The following is an 18833-nucleotide window of genomic DNA, read 5'->3' on the forward strand; positions in this document are numbered from 1 at the left end:
GCGGTAGGCCGAACCTGATATTTTACGCGAAAATGGATTTTAAGACGAGAAAAGATGCGTAAAAGCACCTGAAAACGGCGCTGCCGGACTGCCATCAGGCAGCCCGGCAGGCTGGCGACTTTACTTCTTGCCGCCGGCAGGGGCAGCGGCCGGTGCTGCGCCCGTGCCTTTAAAGTACTTGAAGAAGTCCGAGCTGCTATCCATCACCATCACATCACCGTGATTTTTGAAGGTGGCGCGGTAGGCTTCCAGACTGCGGTAGAACTTGTAGAACTCGGGATTCTTGCCGAATGCTTCGGCGTAGATGGCCGATGCTTTGGCATCGCCCTCACCCTTGATCTGCTCGGCATCGCGATAGGCTTCGGCCAGAATCACCGAGCGCTGACGTTCGGCATCGGCACGGATTTTTTCCGAATCCGCCGAACCGGTCGAACGCAGTTCGTTGGCCACGCGCAGACGTTCGGCCTTCATACGGTCGTACACCGAGTTATTAATCTGCTCGACATACTCGACCCGCTTCAGACGCACGTCGATGATCTCCACGCCGATCTGGGCCGCCTCCGCCACCACCTTGGTGCGGATGCCTTCCATTACTTTGCCGCGCTGGCCGGAAATCACTTCGCCCACAGTGCGCTTGGTGATTTCTTCGTTCAGTGCCGCCTTGATAATCTGCGACATGCGGTCACGTGCGCGGTTCTCATCGCCGTTGAAGGTGACATAGTACAGCTTAGGCTGACCTTCGGAGCGACCGATACGCCATTTGACGAAGCTGTCGACCAGAATATTCATCTTCTCGGCCGTGATGAAGCGCTCGGCATCGGGCGACTCGATGGTCATGATGCGGTTATCCAGATAGATCACATTCTGGAACGGTGGCGGTAGTTTGAAGTGCAGGCCCGGCTCGCGGATCACTTCCTTGATCTGGCCCAGCGCGAACACGATCGCATACTTGCGCTGATCGACCACGAACACCGTGGACGACAGCAGCAGGAAGGCGACGAAGCCCGCAACAAGAATACTAGCTATGCGATTCATTAACGGCTCTCCCGGTCACGTAAGGCTTCGCGCGAACGCGGATCGCGCGGACGGTTCACTTCCACCGTCTGCATGGTTTCGCTGCTGACCGAGCTGGTCGCACTATTGCCAGCAGCTGCCTTGGCGGCACTGGCGCTGCTCGCTGCTGCGTCGGTCGCGGCGGCCTGCGCAATCAGCTTGTCCAGTGGCAGATACAGCAGATTGCTGCCCGACTTGGCATCCACCATCACCTTGCTGGTGCTCGAATAAATCTGCTGCATGGTCTCCAGATACATACGGTCACGCGTCACGGCCGGCGCTTTCTGGTATTCAGTCAGCACTTGCTTGAAGCGGGCAGCGTTACCGGTCGCGTTTTCCACTACCATGGAACGATAGCCTTCCGCTTCCTGCAGCAGGCGCGAAGCGGTACCGTGCGCCTTCGGAATAACGTCGTTGGCGTAGGCCTGACCTTCATTCTTCTGACGTTCGCGATCCTGCCCTGCGCGCACCGCATCGTCAAACGCCACTTGTACCTGCTCGGGTGGCTGCACCGCCTGCAGCGTAACGTTCGAGATCAGCACGCCGGAAGCGTAGCGATCCAGAATCTGCTGCATCAGCTGCTGGGTTTCCAGCGCCACTTTGTCACGCCCTTCGTACAGCACGAAGTCCATCTTGTTCTTGCCGACGATTTCACGGATCGAAGTCTCGGCCACCTGACGCACGGTATCTTCCTCGTCACGGTTATTCAGCAGCCATGCCACCGGATCTTTCAGCTTGAACTGCACGGCAAACTGGATATCGATGATGTTCTCATCGTCCGTCAGCATCAGCGATTCGCGCGCCTGCTTGTTCTTGATATTGCCCCGATAGCCGATTTCCACCACCCGCATCTGCGACACTTTGACCACTTCGTCGCTCTGGAACGGGTAAGGCCAGCGCCAGTTGAAACCGGCACCGGTGGTGTGGCTGATCTTGCCGAAGGTGTAGACCACGCCGGTCTGGCCTTCCTGCACGATGAAAGAACCGCTGGCCAGCCAGATCAGACCAGCCACCACGGCTACGGCACCGGCCGTAGCGCGCAGACCGCCCGCATCGGGACGGCTAGGCGGCAGGCCGCCGCCATTATTGCCACCGTCGGGACGGTTCTTCTGGCCGAACATGCTGTTCAGGCGCTGATTGAAATCGCGCCACAGCTGTTCCATATCGGGCGGGCCTTCGCCCGGCTTTTTGCCTTCATTGGCTTGCGGCTTGCCGTCCTGCTTATCCGAGCCCCAGTGCGGGTCGTTCAGATTGGCTTTCAGGCCTAGACGTTTGAATATCGAGGAGACACGCATCAGTGTGATCCAACTTGAGTGAGGGTGGGACTGCTTTCGGCTGCTTCGGCGTCATCGGCCAGTTCGGCGTCGTCAGCCAGCTCTTCTTCATCAACTACATACGACTGGTTCAGGCGCGCGCCGGGCGCACTCATAGCCCATTCGACGATGGCGCTGCGCAGCAGATCCAGTCCGGCGCCCGTACGGGCACTGAGGAAAACGCGGGAAATCTTATCATATTCATCGCGCTCTACCGACGGCTCCAGCTCGGCAGCGTCGATCTTGTTCCACACCAGAATCTGCGGAATATGATCGGCACCGATTTCCTTGAGCACCAGATTGACCTGCTCGATCTGCTCCATGCGCACGGGCGAGGAAGCATCCACCACATGCAGCAGCAGATCGGCGTGGATGGTCTCTTCCAGCGTAGCGCGGAAAGCGGCCACCAGCTGGTGCGGCAGCTCGCGCACGAAGCCCACCGTGTCGGAGATCACCACATTGCCCACTTCCTGCCCCATGTAGACGCGGCGCGACGTGGTATCGAGCGTCGCGAACAGCTGGTCGGCCACGTACACGCCGGCCTTGGTGACGGCATTGAACAAAGTGGATTTGCCGGCATTGGTGTACCCCACCAGCGATACAGAGAAAGTCTGGCTGCGGCCACGCGAACGACGCTGGGTTTCATGCTGCTTGCGCAGCTTGCCCAGACGGGCACGCAAGGCTTTGACCCGTTCGCCGATCAGACGACGGTCAGTTTCCAGCTGGGTTTCACCGGGGCCGCGCAGACCGATACCGCCCTTCTGCCGTTCAAGGTGGGTCCAGCCGCGGATCAGGCGCGTGGCCAGATGCTGCAGCTGGGCCAGCTCGACCTGCAGCTTACCTTCATGGGAAGCAGCACGCTGGGCAAAAATATCGAGAATCAGGCTGGTACGGTCCAGCACCCGGATATTCAGGCGCTTTTCCAGATTACGCTGCTGGGCAGGCGACAGAGCGTGATTGAAAATGACGATTTCGATGCGGTGATCCTGCACCGCCATAGCGATTTCGTCGGCCTTGCCGCTGCCGACGAAATAGGCGGCGTCAGGCGCCGCCCGCTTGGCCGTAATCGTCGTAATCGGTTCTGCACCGGCCGAGCGGGCCAGTAACTGCAGTTCCTCGACGCTGGCGGCAAAGTCGCCCTGACCGAAATCGATACCAACTAAAGCTGCACGCATACGGTCAGGCTAGAAAAATGTAGCGGTAAGGCAAATGCTTATTCCGCGTCCGAGTCAACGCTGAGGTTGACGGCGCGGGCTGGCACCACGGTGGAAATGGCGTGTTTGTACACCATTTGCGTTACGGTATTGCGCAGCAGCACAACGTATTGGTCGAAGGACTCGATATGACCTTGCAGCTTGATGCCGTTGACCAGATAGATCGAGACAGGCACGTGCTCTTTACGCAAGGCGTTGAGGAATGGGTCTTGTAACAGTTGCCCTTTGTTGCTCATAACAGCTCCATTTTTGTGTTGTTGTGTTCGAATTTGGAGGCGAAACGCTTAATTTCAAGTACGTGGCTCAGCGAAAGTCAAATGATTTTCGCTGAAACACCGCTCGCCGAATGAAGAATGGTGCTTCTAAGCCACTGTAACCTGTTTTGACTTTTTTTGCTTTGTGTACTGCAAAAAAAGTCCTTAAAAACGCCTTATTTTGCTGCCGTCTTGGCAAACGGGTTCTTACCGGTACGCAGTTCGATGCGCAGCGGCGTACCGACCAGCGCAAACGTATCGCGGAAATGCTTTTCCAGATAGCGCTTGTAAGGCTCGCCTACCGCGTCCAGTGCATTACCGTGTATCACGATCACGGGCGGGTTCATACCGCCCTGGTGAGCATAGCGCAGCTTAGGACGGATACCGCCCTTACGGCGCGGCTCCTGCTTCTCGACCGCTTCGATCAGGGCGCGGGTCAGCTTAGGCGTCGACAGATCGGACATGGCCGCCGCATACGCCGCATCGACCGATTTCATCAGCGGGCCTATGCCCTGCGCGCGCAGTGCCGAAATGAAGTGGGTCTTGGCGAACGACAGAAAGTCCAGTTTGCGGTCGATATCGATCTTGATTTCGTCACGTTCATCGCTGCGCAGGCCATCCCACTTGTTGACGGCGACCACCAGCGCGCGGCCCGTCTCCAGCACGAAGCCGGCAATGTGGGCATCCTGCTCGGAGATGTCCTGCTGGGCGTCCAGCAGCAGCACCACCACGTTGGCTTCGGAAATCGACTGCAGCGTCTTCACCACCGAGAACTTCTCGATCGCTTCGAACACCTTGCCGCGGCGGCGGATACCGGCCGTGTCGATCAGGGTGTACTGCTTGCCATCACGCTCGAACGGAATTTCGATCGAATCGCGCGTGGTACCCGGCATGTCGAAAGCGATCACGCGCTCTTCACCCACCAGCGTGTTGATCAGGGTGGACTTGCCCACGTTAGGACGCCCCACCAGCGCGATCTTGATACCGCGTTCGTCTTTTTGCAGCTCTTCCGGATCTTCCGGACGCTGGGCAAACGCCAGATCGAGCGCTTCCTGCACCAGATCGGCCACGCCGTCGCCGTGCGCCGACGAAATCGAGTACGGTTCGCCCAGACCCAGTTCGTAGAAGTCGGCTACCACGCTGGTATAGCGCATGCCTTCCGATTTATTCACCACCAGCATGACCGGACGACCGCTCTTGCGCAGGAAGTCGGTAATGGTTTTATCGTGCGGCGTCAGACCCTGACGGCCGTCGACCAGAAACACGACCACGTCGGCTTCGGCCACGGCCTGCTTGGTCTGCAGCGCCATCTGATACATGATGCCTTCCTTGGCCACGGGTTCGAAACCACCCGTGTCGATGACGAGGAAGGGACGTTCGCCGACACGGCCCTCGCCATAGTGACGATCGCGCGTCAACCCAGGCAAGTCCGCCACCAGCGCGTCGCGCGAGCGGGTCAGACGATTAAACAAGGTCGATTTCCCTACATTGGGTCGACCCACTAGTGCGATTACCGGCTTCATTTTTTACTCGACTGCGAGTGCAGTCACTGTCCCTGATTGGGTTTGGAAAATCAAATTCGCGCCAGCGATGACAGGGTCCGCTTGAATCGGGCTGCCATCGGTCGCGGCGCGACCTATAAATGCGCCATCTTCCCGCGAGAGCAGATGGACATAACCCTGGAAGTCACCCACTGCCACGGCACGGCCATACGACACAGGGGTCGACAGGCGGCGATAGGACAGTTTGTCGTTCTTCCAGGCGTTGCTGCCGTTTTCACGGCTATAGGCTGCAACTTCACCTTTGTCGTCGGAGACGAAGACGAAACGCTGATCGACCGTCACGCCCACATCGGACGATGCCGGTTTGCTCCAGTGCGGAGCGCCCGTCAGCGCATCAAAACAGGCCACACGGCCCTGATACGATACAGCACACACATCTTTTTCGAAGATCACCGGCGTGCCGGCGATGTCGGTCACGCGTTCCAGTTCGGTCGCGCCACGCGGCTCGCCTACCACTACTTCGAAGCGTTGCAGGCCGGTAGCCAGCACCAGCACCAGCAGCTTGCCGCCCGGCTGGGCCACATACACATTAGGGCCGTTGATCACCATGCCCGGCGCATTGCGCAGCGTCAGTGCAGGCGTGGTACGCGCCACACTCCAGCGCTTGGCACCGCTCTTGGCATCGAATGCCGTGATCTGGTTATCCACGCTGCGTACTACCACCATGCCGCCGCCTACTACAGGCGAAGACAGTACTTCGCTACTAGCCTGCGCCTTCCACAGTTGTTTGCCGCTGGCGTCATACGCAAGGATAGCACCCTTCACGCCACCCACTGCCACTACCTCGCCATCGCTGCCCACACCGGCCGTCAGATCGGTGCCGGTCTTGACGCGCCACAGCTCCTTGCCACTGGTGGCATTCAGGCGCGCCAGCACGCCGTCGCCGTCCGCCACAAACAGATTGTCGCCCACCAGTGCCGGCGTGAATACGGCATTACCGGCTTTACCCAGCGAGTATTTCCACACCGTGCGCGGGGTAACGCCGCCCTTCAGATCCACCAGCGCTGCCGGCTGGATCTTGGTATCTTTCGACGAGAACAAGGAACAACCGGCCAACAGTGCCAGCAAGCTTGCAGTAATAACTTTTTCGGTAATACGCATATTTCAACCTTGATCGTAAGGCGCCGCAGCGAGGCTGGCGGCACCTGAATATTCATGCATTAAGCGGCGTCTTTAGCGGCTGGCACGGAGCCGCCGATGGCTTCGAATTTCAGCTGGATCAGCTGACGGGCCGGAGCCTTCTTGTCGCTGGCATCAAGCGCAGCCTGATAGGCGGCACGGGCTTCCGCCAGCTTGTTCTGGGCCACCAGAATATCGCCCTTGCGATCCGCCACGGACGCTGCGAACTGGGCTGGCACATCGCCGGCCAGCACTTTCAGCGCTTCATCGTAAGCTTTTTCATCCAGCAGCACACCGGCCAGGCGTACTTTGGCCACCGCCTTGAAGTCGTCGCCGCCATGCTCGATGGTCCATTGCAGCTGGGCTTTGGCCGCTTTCACGTCGTTCGCATCGAAGCTGCTCTTGGCCGCAACCAGTGCGCTCATAGGCGCATAGGTGGTGCTGCCGAATTTGCTTTCCATGTCGCCGGCGGCACGCAGCACCTTGGCATTGTCTTTGGCGTCGACGGCAGCGGTCAGCTCGTCGTACAGGGCGGCAGCCTGGGTGGCCTGATTACGCTGGTAGTAGTTCCAGCCGTTGTAACCGGAGTACGCTGCCAGACCGGCGATTACCACCCACGAGGTCAGATTGCCGTACTTTTCCCACCATGCTTTAAGGGATGCAATTTGTTCTTGTTCTTCGAGATCGTATGCCATGTCAGTGTGTCTGCTAGTTGTAAGAGTTATTCAAAATGAGGCTGCTATCACGCGATCAGTGCTCGCAGTTCTCGTCATGTACGTGGTGGTGATGATCGCCGCTTTCGGTGATCTGGTCCACTACGAAATCGACTACTTCGTCGAACGGCACGGTGCTCTGCTGCTGCTCGCCTTCGGCGGCACGCATGGCTTTCACTGCCGCCGTATGGTTGGCCACTTCGTCTTCACCGATAATCACGGCAAAAGCGGCACCGGCGCCGTCGGCCTTCTTCATCTGCGATTTGAAGCTGCCCGCGCCGGCCGGCGTCGAGCCATGCATGATCACGTCCAGACCGGCGTCGCGCAGACGCTCGCCCAGCACGAAAGCCTGCAACTGGGCCGCTTCGCCCTGATGCACGAGGTAGACGTCGCACTGGTTAGGCTGTTCCGGTTCGCCGGCCGCTTTCAGCAGTTCCAGCAGACGCTCGATGCCCATGGCGAAACCGACCGCCGGCGTCGGCTTGCCGCCGAAGGAAGCAATAAGCGGATCGTAACGACCACCGGCACACACGGTGCCCTGCGAACCCAGCGAATCGGTCACCCACTCGAACACGGTACGGTTGTAGTAGTCCAGACCGCGCACCAGACGGGTATTGATCACGTAAGGAATGTTGTTGTGGTCGAGGATCTTGCGCACGCCGTTGAAGTGCGCCAGCGATGCTTCGCCCAGATAGTCGAGCAGCTTCGGTGCCTGATTGACCATCTCCTGCATGGCAGGGTTCTTGGTATCGAGGATACGCAGCGGGTTGGAATGCAGGCGGCGCTTGGCTTCCGCATCCAGAATCTCTTCGTGCTGTTCCAGGTAGGCGATCAGGTCGACGCGGTGGCGCGCACGCTCTTCCGCATCACCGATGGAATTCAGTTCCAGACGGATGTTTTCCAGACCCAGATCGTCCCACAGACGGCGGCACATCATGATCATTTCGGCGTCAACGTCCGGGCCGGTAAAGCCCACGGCTTCGCAACCGAACTGGTAGAACTGGCGATAGCGGCCGCGCTGCGGACGCTCGTGACGGAACATCGGGCCCGTGTACCACAGGCGTTTCGGGCCTTCGTACACCAGATTGTGTTCGATCACGGCACGCACGGCGCCGGCCGTACCTTCAGGGCGCAGGGTCAGCTGGTCGCCGTTCATGGAATCGGTGAAGGAATACATTTCCTTCTCCACGATGTCGGTCACAGCGCCGATGGCGCGCGCGAACAGCGCGGTGTTTTCCACGATAGGGGTGCGGATCTGCTGGAAGCCGTAGCTCTGCACCACCGACTGGGCGGTGTTCTCGAACAGCTGCCACAGATGGGAGTCGGTCGGCAGGATGTCGTTCATGCCTTTGATGGCAGTGATTTTTTCAGCTTTCTTTATTTCGGACATATCAGTTCTTTTCAGCTTCAGGCAGCCTGCGGCTTGCCATAGTTATTCTTCACGTAGTTCAGGACGATATCCTGGAACTCTTCCACGATGCGCTCACCGCGCAGCGTCGCCACTTTGGCGCCATCGACAAACACGGGCGCAGCAGGCGATTCGCCCGTGCCCGGCAGGCTGATGCCGATATTGGCATGCTTGGATTCACCGGGACCGTTGACAATGCAGCCCATCACGGCCACGTTCATGGCTTCCACACCCGGATAGATTTTTTTCCATTCCGGCATTTGCTCGCGCAGGAAGGTCTGGATGTTGTCCGCCAGTTCCTGGAACGTCGTGGAAGTAGTACGGCCGCAACCCGGGCAGGCGATTACCATCGGGGTGAATTTGCGCAAACCCATGGTTTGCAGGATCTCCTGCCCCACCACCACTTCACGGCTACGGTCACCGCCCGGTTCGGGGGTGAGCGAAATACGGATGGTATCGCCGATACCTTCCTGCAGCAGCACCGACAGCGCGGCTGTCGATGCCACGATACCTTTGCTGCCCATGCCCGCTTCCGTCAGACCCAGATGCAGCGGATAGTCGCAGCGACGCGCCAGTTCACGGTACACGGCGATCAGATCCTGCACGCCGGAGACTTTGCAGGACAGGATGATCTTGTCGCGACCCAGACCCAGTTCTTCCGCGCGCACGGCATTCTCGATGGCCGAAGTAATCAGCGCCTCGTACATCACTGCCTGCGCCGGCCATGGCTCGGCGCGGGCGGCGTTTTCATCCATGATGCGGGCCAGCAGAGCCTGATCCAGACTGCCCCAGTTGACGCCGATACGTACTGGCTTGTCGTAGCGTGCCGCCACTTCGATCATCTGGGCAAACTGGGTATCACGCTTGGCGCCCTTGCCCACATTACCGGGATTGATGCGGTACTTCGACAGCGCCTTGGCGCATTCAGGATAATCGGTCAGAAGGGTGTGGCCGTTGTAGTGGAAGTCGCCCACCAGCGGCACATCGATATCCATCTTGTCCAGCTGTTCGCGGATGTAGGGAATCGCGGCGGCCGACTCGGGACGGTCCACCGTCAGACGCACCAGTTCGGAACCGGCGCGCGCCAGCTCCTTAATCTGGATCGCCGTTTCCACCGCGTTGGCGGTATCGGTATTGGTCATCGACTGCACCACCACGGGCGCGTCGCCACCGACCCAGATCTTGCGCTGGCCGTGGGCGATCAGCACGCTGCGGCTGGCGCGACGCGGCGAAGGCCCCGCTGGAATGGCTGTAAGGCTAGAAGACATAAAATTCTGCTTGGTTAAATCAGTCGGATCAGTCAGTTCACTTGATGTTCACGCGCGAAATCGTGCCGCCCGCTACCGGCGGCAGCGCCAGCGCATTGCCGCCCAGCGTAGCTTCCACACCGGCCGGTTTGCCAATGATCAGCAGCGCCGGTTCCTTGATATCGAAGGTCTCGGTGCTACCCGCTTTAACGGTACGCGAAATCAGCGAAGCGGCGCCGGGGCGACGGATCTCTACCCACGAATCTTCGTTCACTTTCAGCACCAGCTGGTTAGCGCTCGGCGCTGGTGCAGCTGCCGGTGCTGCCGCGGCTGGCGTAACGCCGGCCGGCACTTTGGCGGCGGGCGCCGTCGTTGCCGCTGCAGTTCCAGCCGCAGGGGCGGTGGTTGCTGGTGGCGTTACTGGCGCCGTTGCGGGCGCCGTTGCAGGTACTGCAGCAGGCGTCGCTGCCGGCGCAGTAGCGCCAGCCGTAGTAGCTGCATCAGCGCCAGGGGCCGGCACAGAAACCAGTGGCACATTGGTGTTCTGCACAGCAGAGCCCTCTTCGCCCGGCTTCACCAGCGTGGTTTCGATCGGCGTTACCGCTGCTTCGGCGGCCTTGGCGGCATCGGCTACGGCACTGGCGCCATCGGCGTCGGAACGCTGGAACATCGACAGCGGAATGATGCCGCTCTGGTAGGCATACACACCGCCCGCCACCAGTGCAACGGCAGCAGCGGCGCCGGCCAGCCAGGCTACCGGACTGGTAGGCCGCGGTGTCATCGACGGGAAGCGCGATTCGGTAAACTTGGGCGCCGCTTCCTTGCGCGGTGGCGCAGCTTCATAGCTGGTCGGCGACACCACTTCGATCATCGCCACCAGCGGGGTGGCATCGAGCTTGACCACTTTGGCATAGGCGCGCACAAAGCCGCGCACTACAGCCATATTCGGCAGTGCTTCGTAATCACCGGCTTCCAGTGCGCGCACCTGACGCGTCGCCAGTTTCAGTTGATCCGCAATCTGCTCTACTGTCAGCCCCAGCGCTTCACGCTGTGCTGCCAGTTGCGCGCCGGGCGTGGCCACGCTGGGTACTGCCTGTTCCTGCGGCGTATCAACCCACTCTGAATTCATCGATTCCCCTGTATCACTCATCAAACGCCCCACGTTGATAAGCAGCATACTCGGCCGAGCCGGCATGATGACGACGCAACTGGGTCGCCCACGCTGCTTCGGCACCGGCATCGCCGAGCTGGTGCTGCACTTTAATCGCTAGCCATAGCACATCGGCCGTCAGCGTTTCCAACTTCGCCACCTTGTTCAGGCGCGTGATGAAAAAGCTGGCGCGGACCATATCGCGCTTTTCAAAATAGACCTTCGCCAGATTGGCGTTGGTCGCCGGCAGGTCGGGCGTCAGCTGCAAGGCTTGCAGCAGATAACGCTCCGCGCTGGCGTAATCCTTCACTTTCAGTGCGCACGCGCCGGCGTTATTGGCCGCGCTGGCCGGTGCACGGTAAGCACGGTTGGCCAGCGCCGCATCGAACAGCGGCATAGCTTCCTTCACACGCCCTTGCTGGCACAGGAAGGAACCGTAGTTATTCGCCAGATCGGGATTGCCGGGCGCCAGTTTGCGCGCCCGCACAAAGTTATCTTCGGCCAGCGCCAGCTCACCCAGCTGCTGGTAGATCAGGCCGCGCATGCCATAACCATCGGCATACTGGGGATCGGCCGCCAGTGCCAGCTTGACTTCATCGAGCGCCACCAGATACTGGCCCTGCTCGTAGTAGCCTACGGCTAGCTGCATGCGGATATCCACCTTGCGCTGGATCGCCGTCTGATCGGAGACGGTACTCAGTTCAGCCTGACCGCTATGGCCGGGATTGGGGCCGGACGAGGCGCAACCAGCCAGCAGCGCACCTGCACACAGGGCGACTAGACTGGACTGGCAACGCTGCGCCAGGGCGATCATCAGGAACGGATCTCCACGATCTTGCCGAAATTGGCACCGAACTTCTGCTGGTATTCGCTCATCTTTTCCATGCGCTCCTGCACGCGGGTGCGGTCCTGCACTTCGCCGGCCAGCTGGCCGCAGGCCGCGTCGATATCATCGCCACGGGTTTTGCGGATGGTGGTGACGATGCCGGCGTCAAGCAGAATCTGGGCGAACGCCTTGATACGGGGATTCTTCGAGCGCAGCAGGCCCGATTCCGGGAAGGGGTTGAACGGAATCAGGTTGAATTTGCAGTTCACGCCCGTCTGGCGATCCTGCACCAGCGCCACCAGTTCGCGCGCATGTTCGTCGCTGTCGTTGACACCGTCCAGCATGCAGTATTCGAAGGTGATGAAATCGCGCGGCGCGAATTCCAGATAGCGCTTGCAGGCCGCCATCAGTTCTTTCAGGGGGTACTTCTTGTTCAGCGGGATCAGACCGTCGCGCAGCGCATCGTTGGAGGCGTGCAGCGAGACCGCCAGCGCCACCGGCACTTCCTGCGACAGCTTGTCGATCATCGGCACCACGCCCGAGGTGGACAGGGTCACGCGGCGGCGCGACAGGCCGTAGGCGTTATCGTCCAGCATCAGCTTGAGGGCGGTGGCGGTCGGCTCGAAGTTCAGCAGCGGCTCGCCCATACCCATCATCACCACGTTGGTGATCTGGCGCTCGCCTTTCGGACCGGGCTCGATGCCCTTGGTGCGACGCAGTTCGAATTCGGCCATCCACAGCTGGCCGATGATTTCACCCACCGTCAGGTTGCGCGAAAAGCCCTGCTTGCCCGTCGAGCAGAAGCGGCAGTTCACGGCGCAGCCGGCCTGAGTGGAAATACACAGGGTGCCGCGGGTTTCTTCCGGAATGTACACGGTTTCCACGGCATTGCCGTTGCCCACATCAACCAGCCATTTACGCGTACCGTCACTGGAGGTGTGGTCGCTGATGATGGCCGGTGCCTGAACGTAGGCGCGGGTCTTGAGTTTGTCGCGCAGCGATTTGGCCAGATCGGTCATGCTATCGAAATCCGACGCTCCGAACTGGTGTATCCAGCGCTGCAATTGTTTGGCACGGAACGGTTTCTCCCCCAACTCGGCGCAATAAGCGGTGAGCTGCGCGGGATCGAAGTCCAGCAAGTTGGTCAGAGGTGCGTTCACGGTGTTGCCCATTCTATCTAAAACAATCTACTACAAATGAAAAACCGTTTCTGCGCGCCGCGCCAGGCACAGCGCGACAGAAACGGTGGTACGACTAGTATTAAGCGCCGAAGAAGTAGGCGATTTCTACTTTAGCAGCTTCAACAGCGTCCGAACCGTGCACGGCGTTCGCGTCGATCGAATCAGCGAAGTCAGCGCGGATGGTGCCCTTGTCGGCTTTCTTAGGATCGGTAGCGCCCATCAGTTCGCGGTTTTTCAGAACGGCGTTTTCGCCTTCCAGAACCTGGATCATGACTGGACCCGAAACCATGAAGTCCACCAGATCTTTGAAGAAGCCGCGCTCTTTGTGAGCAGCGTAGAAACCTTCGGCATCTGCACGCGACAGTTGCTTCATTTGAGCAGCGACGATCTTCAGACCATTGCTTTCAAAGCGGCTGTAGATTTGGCCGATGACGTTTTTTGCAACTGCGTCTGGTTTGATGATCGACAGGGTGCGTTCGATTGCCATTTGAAAAACTCCAATAAAAAGAAAGGTTTAAAACAAAATTGATAACTCAATCAACCTTTAATTTTAGCATAGAACACCCCAACTACCGAGTATCGGGGTCAGATAAGCTTGCATTAGCGGCAATTTTAGCCTGTTCCAGCCCGTTTTAAGCCTAACCTAAGGGCTGCAACACCCGATCTTTGCGCAATTTTGCACAGACATGCTATGCTTTTGGCAAGCAGTACTCGAATCATCAAGAGGGAGATAAGCTCATGAATAATATGCAAAATACTTACGACCTGTCGTCTAGTCGCCAGCTCGTCCAGCACAAAGTGCTGCGCAATACCTACTGGCTGCTGGCCCTGTCCATGGTGCCGACCATCTTCGGCGCTGCGCTGGGCGTGTCGCTGCACCTGCCGCTGGGCGGTGGTCTGATGGCCCTGCTGTTCCTTGGCATTGCCTTCGGCTTCATCTGGGGCATCGAAAAGAATAAGGATTCCGGTCTGGGCGTAGCCCTGCTGCTGGGCTTCACCTTCTTCATGGGCCTGTGGCTGACCCCGCTGCTGTCGCGCATTCTGGGTTTCTCCAACGGCGGCTTCCTGATCATGACTGCCTTCGGCGGTACCGCTTCCGTGTTCGCCGTGCTGGCCAGCATCGCTACCGTCTCCAAGCGCGATTTCTCGGGCGTAGCGAGCTGGGCGTTTGCCGGTCTGATCGTGATCCTGCTGGCCTCGATTGCCAACATCTTCCTGGGCATTCCAGCGCTGGCCATCGTGATCTCGGTAGTGGCCATTGCCATCTTCTCGGCTTACATCCTGTACGACGTGCAGCAGATCGTGAACGGCGGCGAGACCAACTACATCCGCGCCACCCTGAGCATCTATCTGGACATCTACAACATCTTCACCAACCTGCTGTCGCTGCTGGGCATCTTCGGCGGTAGCCGCGACTAATCCAGTTCGCACCTCACGCAAAAGCCGGCTCAATGCCGGCTTTTTTATTGCTCACTCCCGTTAGCAGCCACACGATTGAGCCTGCACAAACCCACGACTCCGCGCACGAACAGAATGGACTGCATCCCAGCCACCCCATGATTGGGGAGCCCCATCATGAATAAAGCACCGCGCCTTATCAACACGCCACACCTCCCGATAGTGCCGAACCGCGAGCAGAATTCAATTGACTCTCGAACGAAATCGGCCGAGGATAAAACCATGGAAACGTCGATACCAAAACCTGCCGCAGACCTTGAAGTGTTGACCAACGATCTAGCGCTGATCAAGGCAAATTACGCCACGCGCAGTGACATTACCACGGCAAAAGCTGAACTCACCGTCGAAATTGCCGAGGCAGAAAACAGGCTTAGAGTCGAGGTCAAGGATACGGAAAACCAGCTCAGAACTGAAATCAAGGAAACTGAAAACAAACTCAGAACTGAAATCAAGGAAACTGAAAACAAGCTCAGACTGGAAATTAAAGAGACAGAATCGAGGCTGCTCGTTGTGATCAACGAAGCCAAGGTGGAATTCAAGACCGAGTTTGCGAAGCTTAAATATGAGTTGAAAACGGAGATACTGGAATCCAAAAGCTCCATCATCATTTGGGTAGTCTCGGCAATATTCCTCGCCCAACTGATACCGGCATTCCTGAAAAAATTCGGTCTCTAGGCAGCTAACTGGCGCCAGAATGAAAAAGGCCATTGACGTATCAATGGCCTTTTTCATGGATTCTGGCGGAAGCGGTGAGATTCGAACTCACGAACGGCGCAAACCGTCGGCAGTTTTCAAGACTGCTGCCTTCAACCACTCGGCCACGCTTCCAGAACGAGCGACATTATACATTCTTCATCCGTAATTGGGGCGCTTTCCACCCTCAATGCTTCAGGCAGCGCGGCTAGCCGGCTGTGCCGCCAGATTCTTGCGCATCGCCAGTTCGAAGGCATCGGCCTCCAGCGGACGCGAGAACAGGTAACCCTGCACCTCGTCGCAACCGGACTGACGCAGGAATTCCAGCTGCTCCGCCGTTTCCACCCCTTCCGCAATCACCTTGTGCTTGAGCTGCTGGGCGATGCTGATAATCGTATTCGCGATGGCGCAATCATTGGCATCCCCGGGGATGCCGATGGTGAAGGAACGATCGATCTTCAGCGTATCAATAGGGAAGCGCTTGAGATAGGACAGACTGGAATAGCCGGTACCGAAGTCGTCGAGCGACAGGGTCACACCCAGCGCAGCGATCTGATCCATGATGCCGATCACGCGCTCGATATTGTGCATCAGCGTGCTCTCGGTAATCTCCAGCTCCAGCCATTCGGGCGCCAGACCATAGCGCTCCAGCGTAGCCTGCACCCGCCCCGGCAGACTGGCCGTGAACTCGCGTGCCGAGACATTAACGGCCAGCCGCACCGGCGCCAGCCCCGCCAACTGCCAGCGCTGCGCCTGCGCGCAAGCCTGCTCCAGCACCCACTCGCCCACCTGCACCACCAGCCCCGTGGCTTCGGCCAGCGGAATGAACTCGGCCGGCGGCACCAGCCCGCGCTGCGGATGACGCCAGCGCACCAGCGCTTCGGCACCAATAATGCTGCCGCTGGCAATATCGAACTTGGGCTGATAATGCAGCAGCAGTTCGCCATTACTCAGCGCCTGCCGCAAGCCCGTCTCGATGCGCATGCGCTCCTGCATGCCCTGATTCATATCCTGACTGTAGAACGCCACATGATCGCCTTCGGCGCCTCCTTCCTGCTTGGCGCGGTACATGGCAATGTCGGCCAGCCGTAGCAAGGTTTCCGCATCACTGCCATCCTGCGGATACACGCTGATGCCGATGCTGCCACCCACGCGCAGATCATGGCCATCGATCAGGAAGGGCGTATTCAGCGTACCCAGCAGCTTCTGCGCCACCATGCTGGCTTCGAAGTGCTGGCCGATATCGAACAGGCCGATAGCAAATTCGTCGCCGCCTAGGCGCGCTACCAGATCCTGATCGCGCAGCACGGTACGGAAACGTCGCGCCACTTCGCGCAGCAGTTCATCGCCGACCGCACGCCCCAGCGTATCGTTAATCAGTTTGAAGCGGTTCAGGTCGATGAACAGCACGCAGCCATGCAGCTTGCTGCGCTGGGCCACCGTCAGCGCCTGATCGACCAGCTTGGTCAGCAGCGTGCGGTTGGGCAGATTGGTCAGCGCGTCGTAATAGGCCAGATGGTGAATGCGCTGTTCCGCCAGCTTGCGTTCAGTAATGTCGGTCAGATAGGCAATCAGGCCGATCGGACGGCCACGCGCATCACGCAGCGGCGACAGCGACAGGCTGGCCCAGAACACTTCGCCCGACTTTTTTTTGCGCCGCACTTCCATCAGCCGGCCTCCCTGCTCGAGGAAGGTATCGTCGATGCTCTCGTCCTCATCTTCATAGAGGAACAGAATATTGCGGCCTATGGCTTCCACCGAGCTGTAGCCGAACAGCCGCTCAGCCCCTTTGTTCCAGCTGATGATGAAGCCGTTCATATCCATGGTCAGCACGGACTCATGAATATGGTCGAGTATCTGCGCCTGATGCTGCAGCTGATTTTCCACCTGCGCATAGGCATGGGTGGAACGCTGCGCCAGCGACTGGCTATGCAGCACGCCCGCCGCCAGACTGGCCAGCGCGTGCAGATGATTACGATCCTGCTCGGTGTATTCCAGCCGACCCGACACCACGAAACGGCCGAAGCTCTGCCCGTCGTAGCAGATCTCCTGCGTCAGACTCGGAACGGCCGCATCATTCGCCGCCAGCACCTCGATCACGGGCGGCTCCAGCAGCAGCGCCTGCTCGTCTACAGGGATGAACTCGCCCAGCGGGCTGTGCATCACGCTGCGCACGATGCGCCCCAGTTCCTCGCTGAGTGCCGTGCCGCGCAAGCGCAGCACCGCGTCACATAGTGCCGCGCTGTAACTCAGAAAATCGGAGGATGGAGGCGCGAGCATCGCTTATATATTCCGGCTCACCTGAATCGCCCACTGGTAGGCTTGCAGCTGCGTGCTCCAGTAGTCGGCCGGATCAATGCCAGCCTGCTCTAGTGCCGCACGGTCGGCCCGCTCGACCAGCTTGAGCAGCTCGCCCAGATCGCCACCGCGATCGAGCAGCGCCATCACCACGTCGAGGTCCAGACTCAGCGCCGCGACAATCTCCGTCATCGGCATGTCCAGCAACACATCGAGCAGCGAGAACACGCCCGTCACAAAAGCCATATCCAGCTGGTCACGGTCCCAGTCCAGCAACTTGCCCAGCGCTTCCATCTGGGCCGCCCGCACTGCCGCCAGCGGCAGCAGGGGATTGGCTTTGCCGTCGTCTTGCTGGCGTGCGTACAGCAGCAATTGCAGCCAGCGCTGCAACTGGCGCCGGCCCAGCACATTGATGGCCTGACCGAAGCTGTGGATAGGCGAACTGAGCGCAAACGCTGCCGAGTTCACCAGTTTCAGTAAATGATAGGACAGGGCCGGATCCTGCTTGAGCAGCACTTCCAGTTCGCGCGAATCGGCATCGCGTGCCAGCAAGCCCAGCAGCGCCAGCAGGCGCTTGCGCGACGTGCCATCATTGGCATTCAGGTCGCGTGGCGGGTGCAGCGCGAAATCACCGCTGAACCACGAGAAGCCAGCCTTGGCACATTCGGCGATGCGCTGCTCGCTCTGCATATTGCTGGCCAGATGAGGGCCGGGCTGGCCGATCAGCGCCAGCACGGGCGGCAGCGAAGTCGATGCGTCATACATCAGCGATTTGGCGCCGCTCAGGGTGGCGGCCATGCCGGCCAGACCGTCGATCATGATGCGGTAACCGGCTTCCGTGTAGCTGGCCAGCTTTTTCTGCACCGGCACTTCGGCCACCGCCGTCGCCGGCACGCGCAGGATCAGACGATTAGGCGGCAAGCCTTCCAGCTGCGACAGTTCCAGCTGGGCTGGCTGCGGCACGGGCAGTATGCAATCGAGCGGCACGAGAGACTCCAGCACGTCGCTGGTTTTTAGCAGCGACAAAGCACTCTGCCAGACATCGCCTGCGTCTTCGGATGGTTCCAGAGTCAGCGCGACCCACTCGTTATGCGCATTGGATACTGCTTGCAAAGCAACCAGCGGGAATAGGCTCGATTCAGACGCAGACATCAGATTCTCTTGGATAGTTGAGCTCACAATCTTAGTGGAAGAATTAACATAAAGCAATCAATTACCGTCTGGCAGGATTGCAATTGTTATCAAGACCAATCTAAGACCAAAAAACCACAAGCACGGGAGCAAAAAATGAACGAGCAGCAATATAACAGAGATTTTCCAGCAAACCGGCACAGTTAAGAATTG

At 59.1% G+C, this 18833-nt stretch carries 17 protein-coding genes and 1 tRNA gene; 2 read left to right on the forward strand and 16 right to left on the reverse strand.

The window, feature by feature from the left end:
* Window positions 1-120: 120 nt before the first annotated feature.
* From hflC to ndk, 13 genes are all read right to left on the reverse strand, one after another.
* Complete coding sequence (hflC, locus tag ABNT42_RS11175) at window positions 121-1035, reverse strand: protease modulator HflC (RefSeq protein WP_348696955.1); 915 nt, start codon at window positions 1033-1035, stop codon at window positions 121-123.
* Complete coding sequence (gene hflK / locus ABNT42_RS11180) at window positions 1035-2348, reverse strand: FtsH protease activity modulator HflK (RefSeq protein WP_348696956.1); 1314 nt, start codon at window positions 2346-2348, stop codon at window positions 1035-1037. The genes hflC and hflK overlap by 1 nt, the downstream gene beginning before the upstream one ends.
* Window positions 2348-3541 carry a GTPase HflX gene (hflX, locus tag ABNT42_RS11185; RefSeq protein ID WP_348696958.1) on the reverse strand — a complete coding sequence of 398 codons (1194 nt, stop codon included), beginning with the start codon at window positions 3539-3541 and terminating at the stop codon, window positions 2348-2350. The genes hflK and hflX overlap by 1 nt, the downstream gene beginning before the upstream one ends.
* A 38-nt stretch (window positions 3542-3579) precedes the next feature.
* Entirely contained in the window at window positions 3580-3816 is a 237-nt protein-coding gene (hfq, locus tag ABNT42_RS11190; RefSeq protein ID WP_348696959.1) for an RNA chaperone Hfq, read from the reverse strand.
* Between the two features lie 194 nt (window positions 3817-4010).
* Window positions 4011-5357: a ribosome biogenesis GTPase Der gene (gene der / locus ABNT42_RS11195; protein WP_348696961.1), complete on the reverse strand. Its 1347-nt coding sequence runs from the start codon at window positions 5355-5357 to the stop codon at window positions 4011-4013.
* Window positions 5358-5360: 3 nt separating this feature from the next.
* On the reverse strand, window positions 5361-6497 hold the full coding sequence (gene bamB, locus ABNT42_RS11200) for an outer membrane protein assembly factor BamB (RefSeq protein WP_348696963.1): 1137 nt from the start codon (window positions 6495-6497) through the stop codon (window positions 5361-5363).
* Window positions 6498-6556: 59 nt separating this feature from the next.
* Complete coding sequence (locus tag ABNT42_RS11205) at window positions 6557-7210, reverse strand: tetratricopeptide repeat protein (RefSeq protein WP_348696965.1); 654 nt, start codon at window positions 7208-7210, stop codon at window positions 6557-6559.
* A gap of 55 nt (window positions 7211-7265) precedes the next feature.
* Entirely contained in the window at window positions 7266-8618 is a 1353-nt protein-coding gene (gene hisS / locus ABNT42_RS11210) for a histidine--tRNA ligase (protein WP_348696966.1), read from the reverse strand.
* A 17-nt stretch (window positions 8619-8635) separates the two neighbouring features.
* Window positions 8636-9904, reverse strand: coding sequence for a flavodoxin-dependent (E)-4-hydroxy-3-methylbut-2-enyl-diphosphate synthase (gene ispG / locus ABNT42_RS11215; protein WP_348696968.1), 1269 nt, complete (start codon window positions 9902-9904; stop codon window positions 8636-8638).
* 37 nt (window positions 9905-9941) lie between these two features.
* The gene (locus ABNT42_RS11220; RefSeq protein WP_348696970.1) at window positions 9942-11033 is read right to left on the reverse strand and encodes a helix-turn-helix domain-containing protein; all 1092 of its coding nucleotides are present in this window, start codon (window positions 11031-11033) and stop codon (window positions 9942-9944) included.
* Window positions 11026-11847 carry a type IV pilus biogenesis/stability protein PilW gene (gene pilW / locus ABNT42_RS11225; RefSeq protein WP_348696972.1) on the reverse strand — a complete coding sequence of 274 codons (822 nt, stop codon included), beginning with the start codon at window positions 11845-11847 and terminating at the stop codon, window positions 11026-11028. The genes ABNT42_RS11220 and pilW overlap by 8 nt, the downstream gene beginning before the upstream one ends.
* The gene (rlmN, locus tag ABNT42_RS11230) at window positions 11847-13031 is read right to left on the reverse strand and encodes a 23S rRNA (adenine(2503)-C(2))-methyltransferase RlmN (protein WP_155434870.1); all 1185 of its coding nucleotides are present in this window, start codon (window positions 13029-13031) and stop codon (window positions 11847-11849) included. Before rlmN ends, pilW begins: the two co-directional genes overlap by 1 nt.
* A gap of 88 nt (window positions 13032-13119) precedes the next feature.
* Entirely contained in the window at window positions 13120-13527 is a 408-nt protein-coding gene (gene ndk, locus ABNT42_RS11235) for a nucleoside-diphosphate kinase (protein ID WP_155434869.1), read from the reverse strand.
* Window positions 13528-13778: 251 nt separating this feature from the next.
* Between ndk and ABNT42_RS11240 the strand changes: the two genes are divergently transcribed.
* Entirely contained in the window at window positions 13779-14459 is a 681-nt protein-coding gene (locus tag ABNT42_RS11240) for a Bax inhibitor-1/YccA family protein (protein ID WP_348696975.1), read from the forward strand.
* A 156-nt stretch (window positions 14460-14615) separates the two neighbouring features.
* On the forward strand, window positions 14616-15173 hold the full coding sequence (locus ABNT42_RS11245) for a hypothetical protein (RefSeq protein ID WP_348696977.1): 558 nt from the start codon (window positions 14616-14618) through the stop codon (window positions 15171-15173).
* 63 nt (window positions 15174-15236) lie between these two features.
* Here ABNT42_RS11245 and ABNT42_RS11250 read toward each other — a convergent pair.
* From ABNT42_RS11250 to ABNT42_RS11260, 3 genes are all read right to left on the reverse strand, one after another.
* A tRNA-Ser gene (locus ABNT42_RS11250) sits at window positions 15237-15326 on the reverse strand.
* Between the two features lie 60 nt (window positions 15327-15386).
* Window positions 15387-17471 (reverse strand): EAL domain-containing protein, encoded by a 2085-nt coding sequence (locus ABNT42_RS11255; protein ID WP_348696979.1) that lies wholly within the window; start codon window positions 17469-17471, stop codon window positions 15387-15389.
* A gap of 3 nt (window positions 17472-17474) precedes the next feature.
* Window positions 17475-18641 (reverse strand): HDOD domain-containing protein, encoded by a 1167-nt coding sequence (locus ABNT42_RS11260; protein ID WP_348696981.1) that lies wholly within the window; start codon window positions 18639-18641, stop codon window positions 17475-17477.
* Window positions 18642-18833 lie beyond the last annotated feature (192 nt).

Origin of the sequence: Duganella fentianensis (genome assembly GCF_964031615.1) — a bacterium.
Classification (GTDB): domain Bacteria; phylum Pseudomonadota; class Gammaproteobacteria; order Burkholderiales; family Burkholderiaceae_D; genus Rugamonas; species Rugamonas fentianensis_A.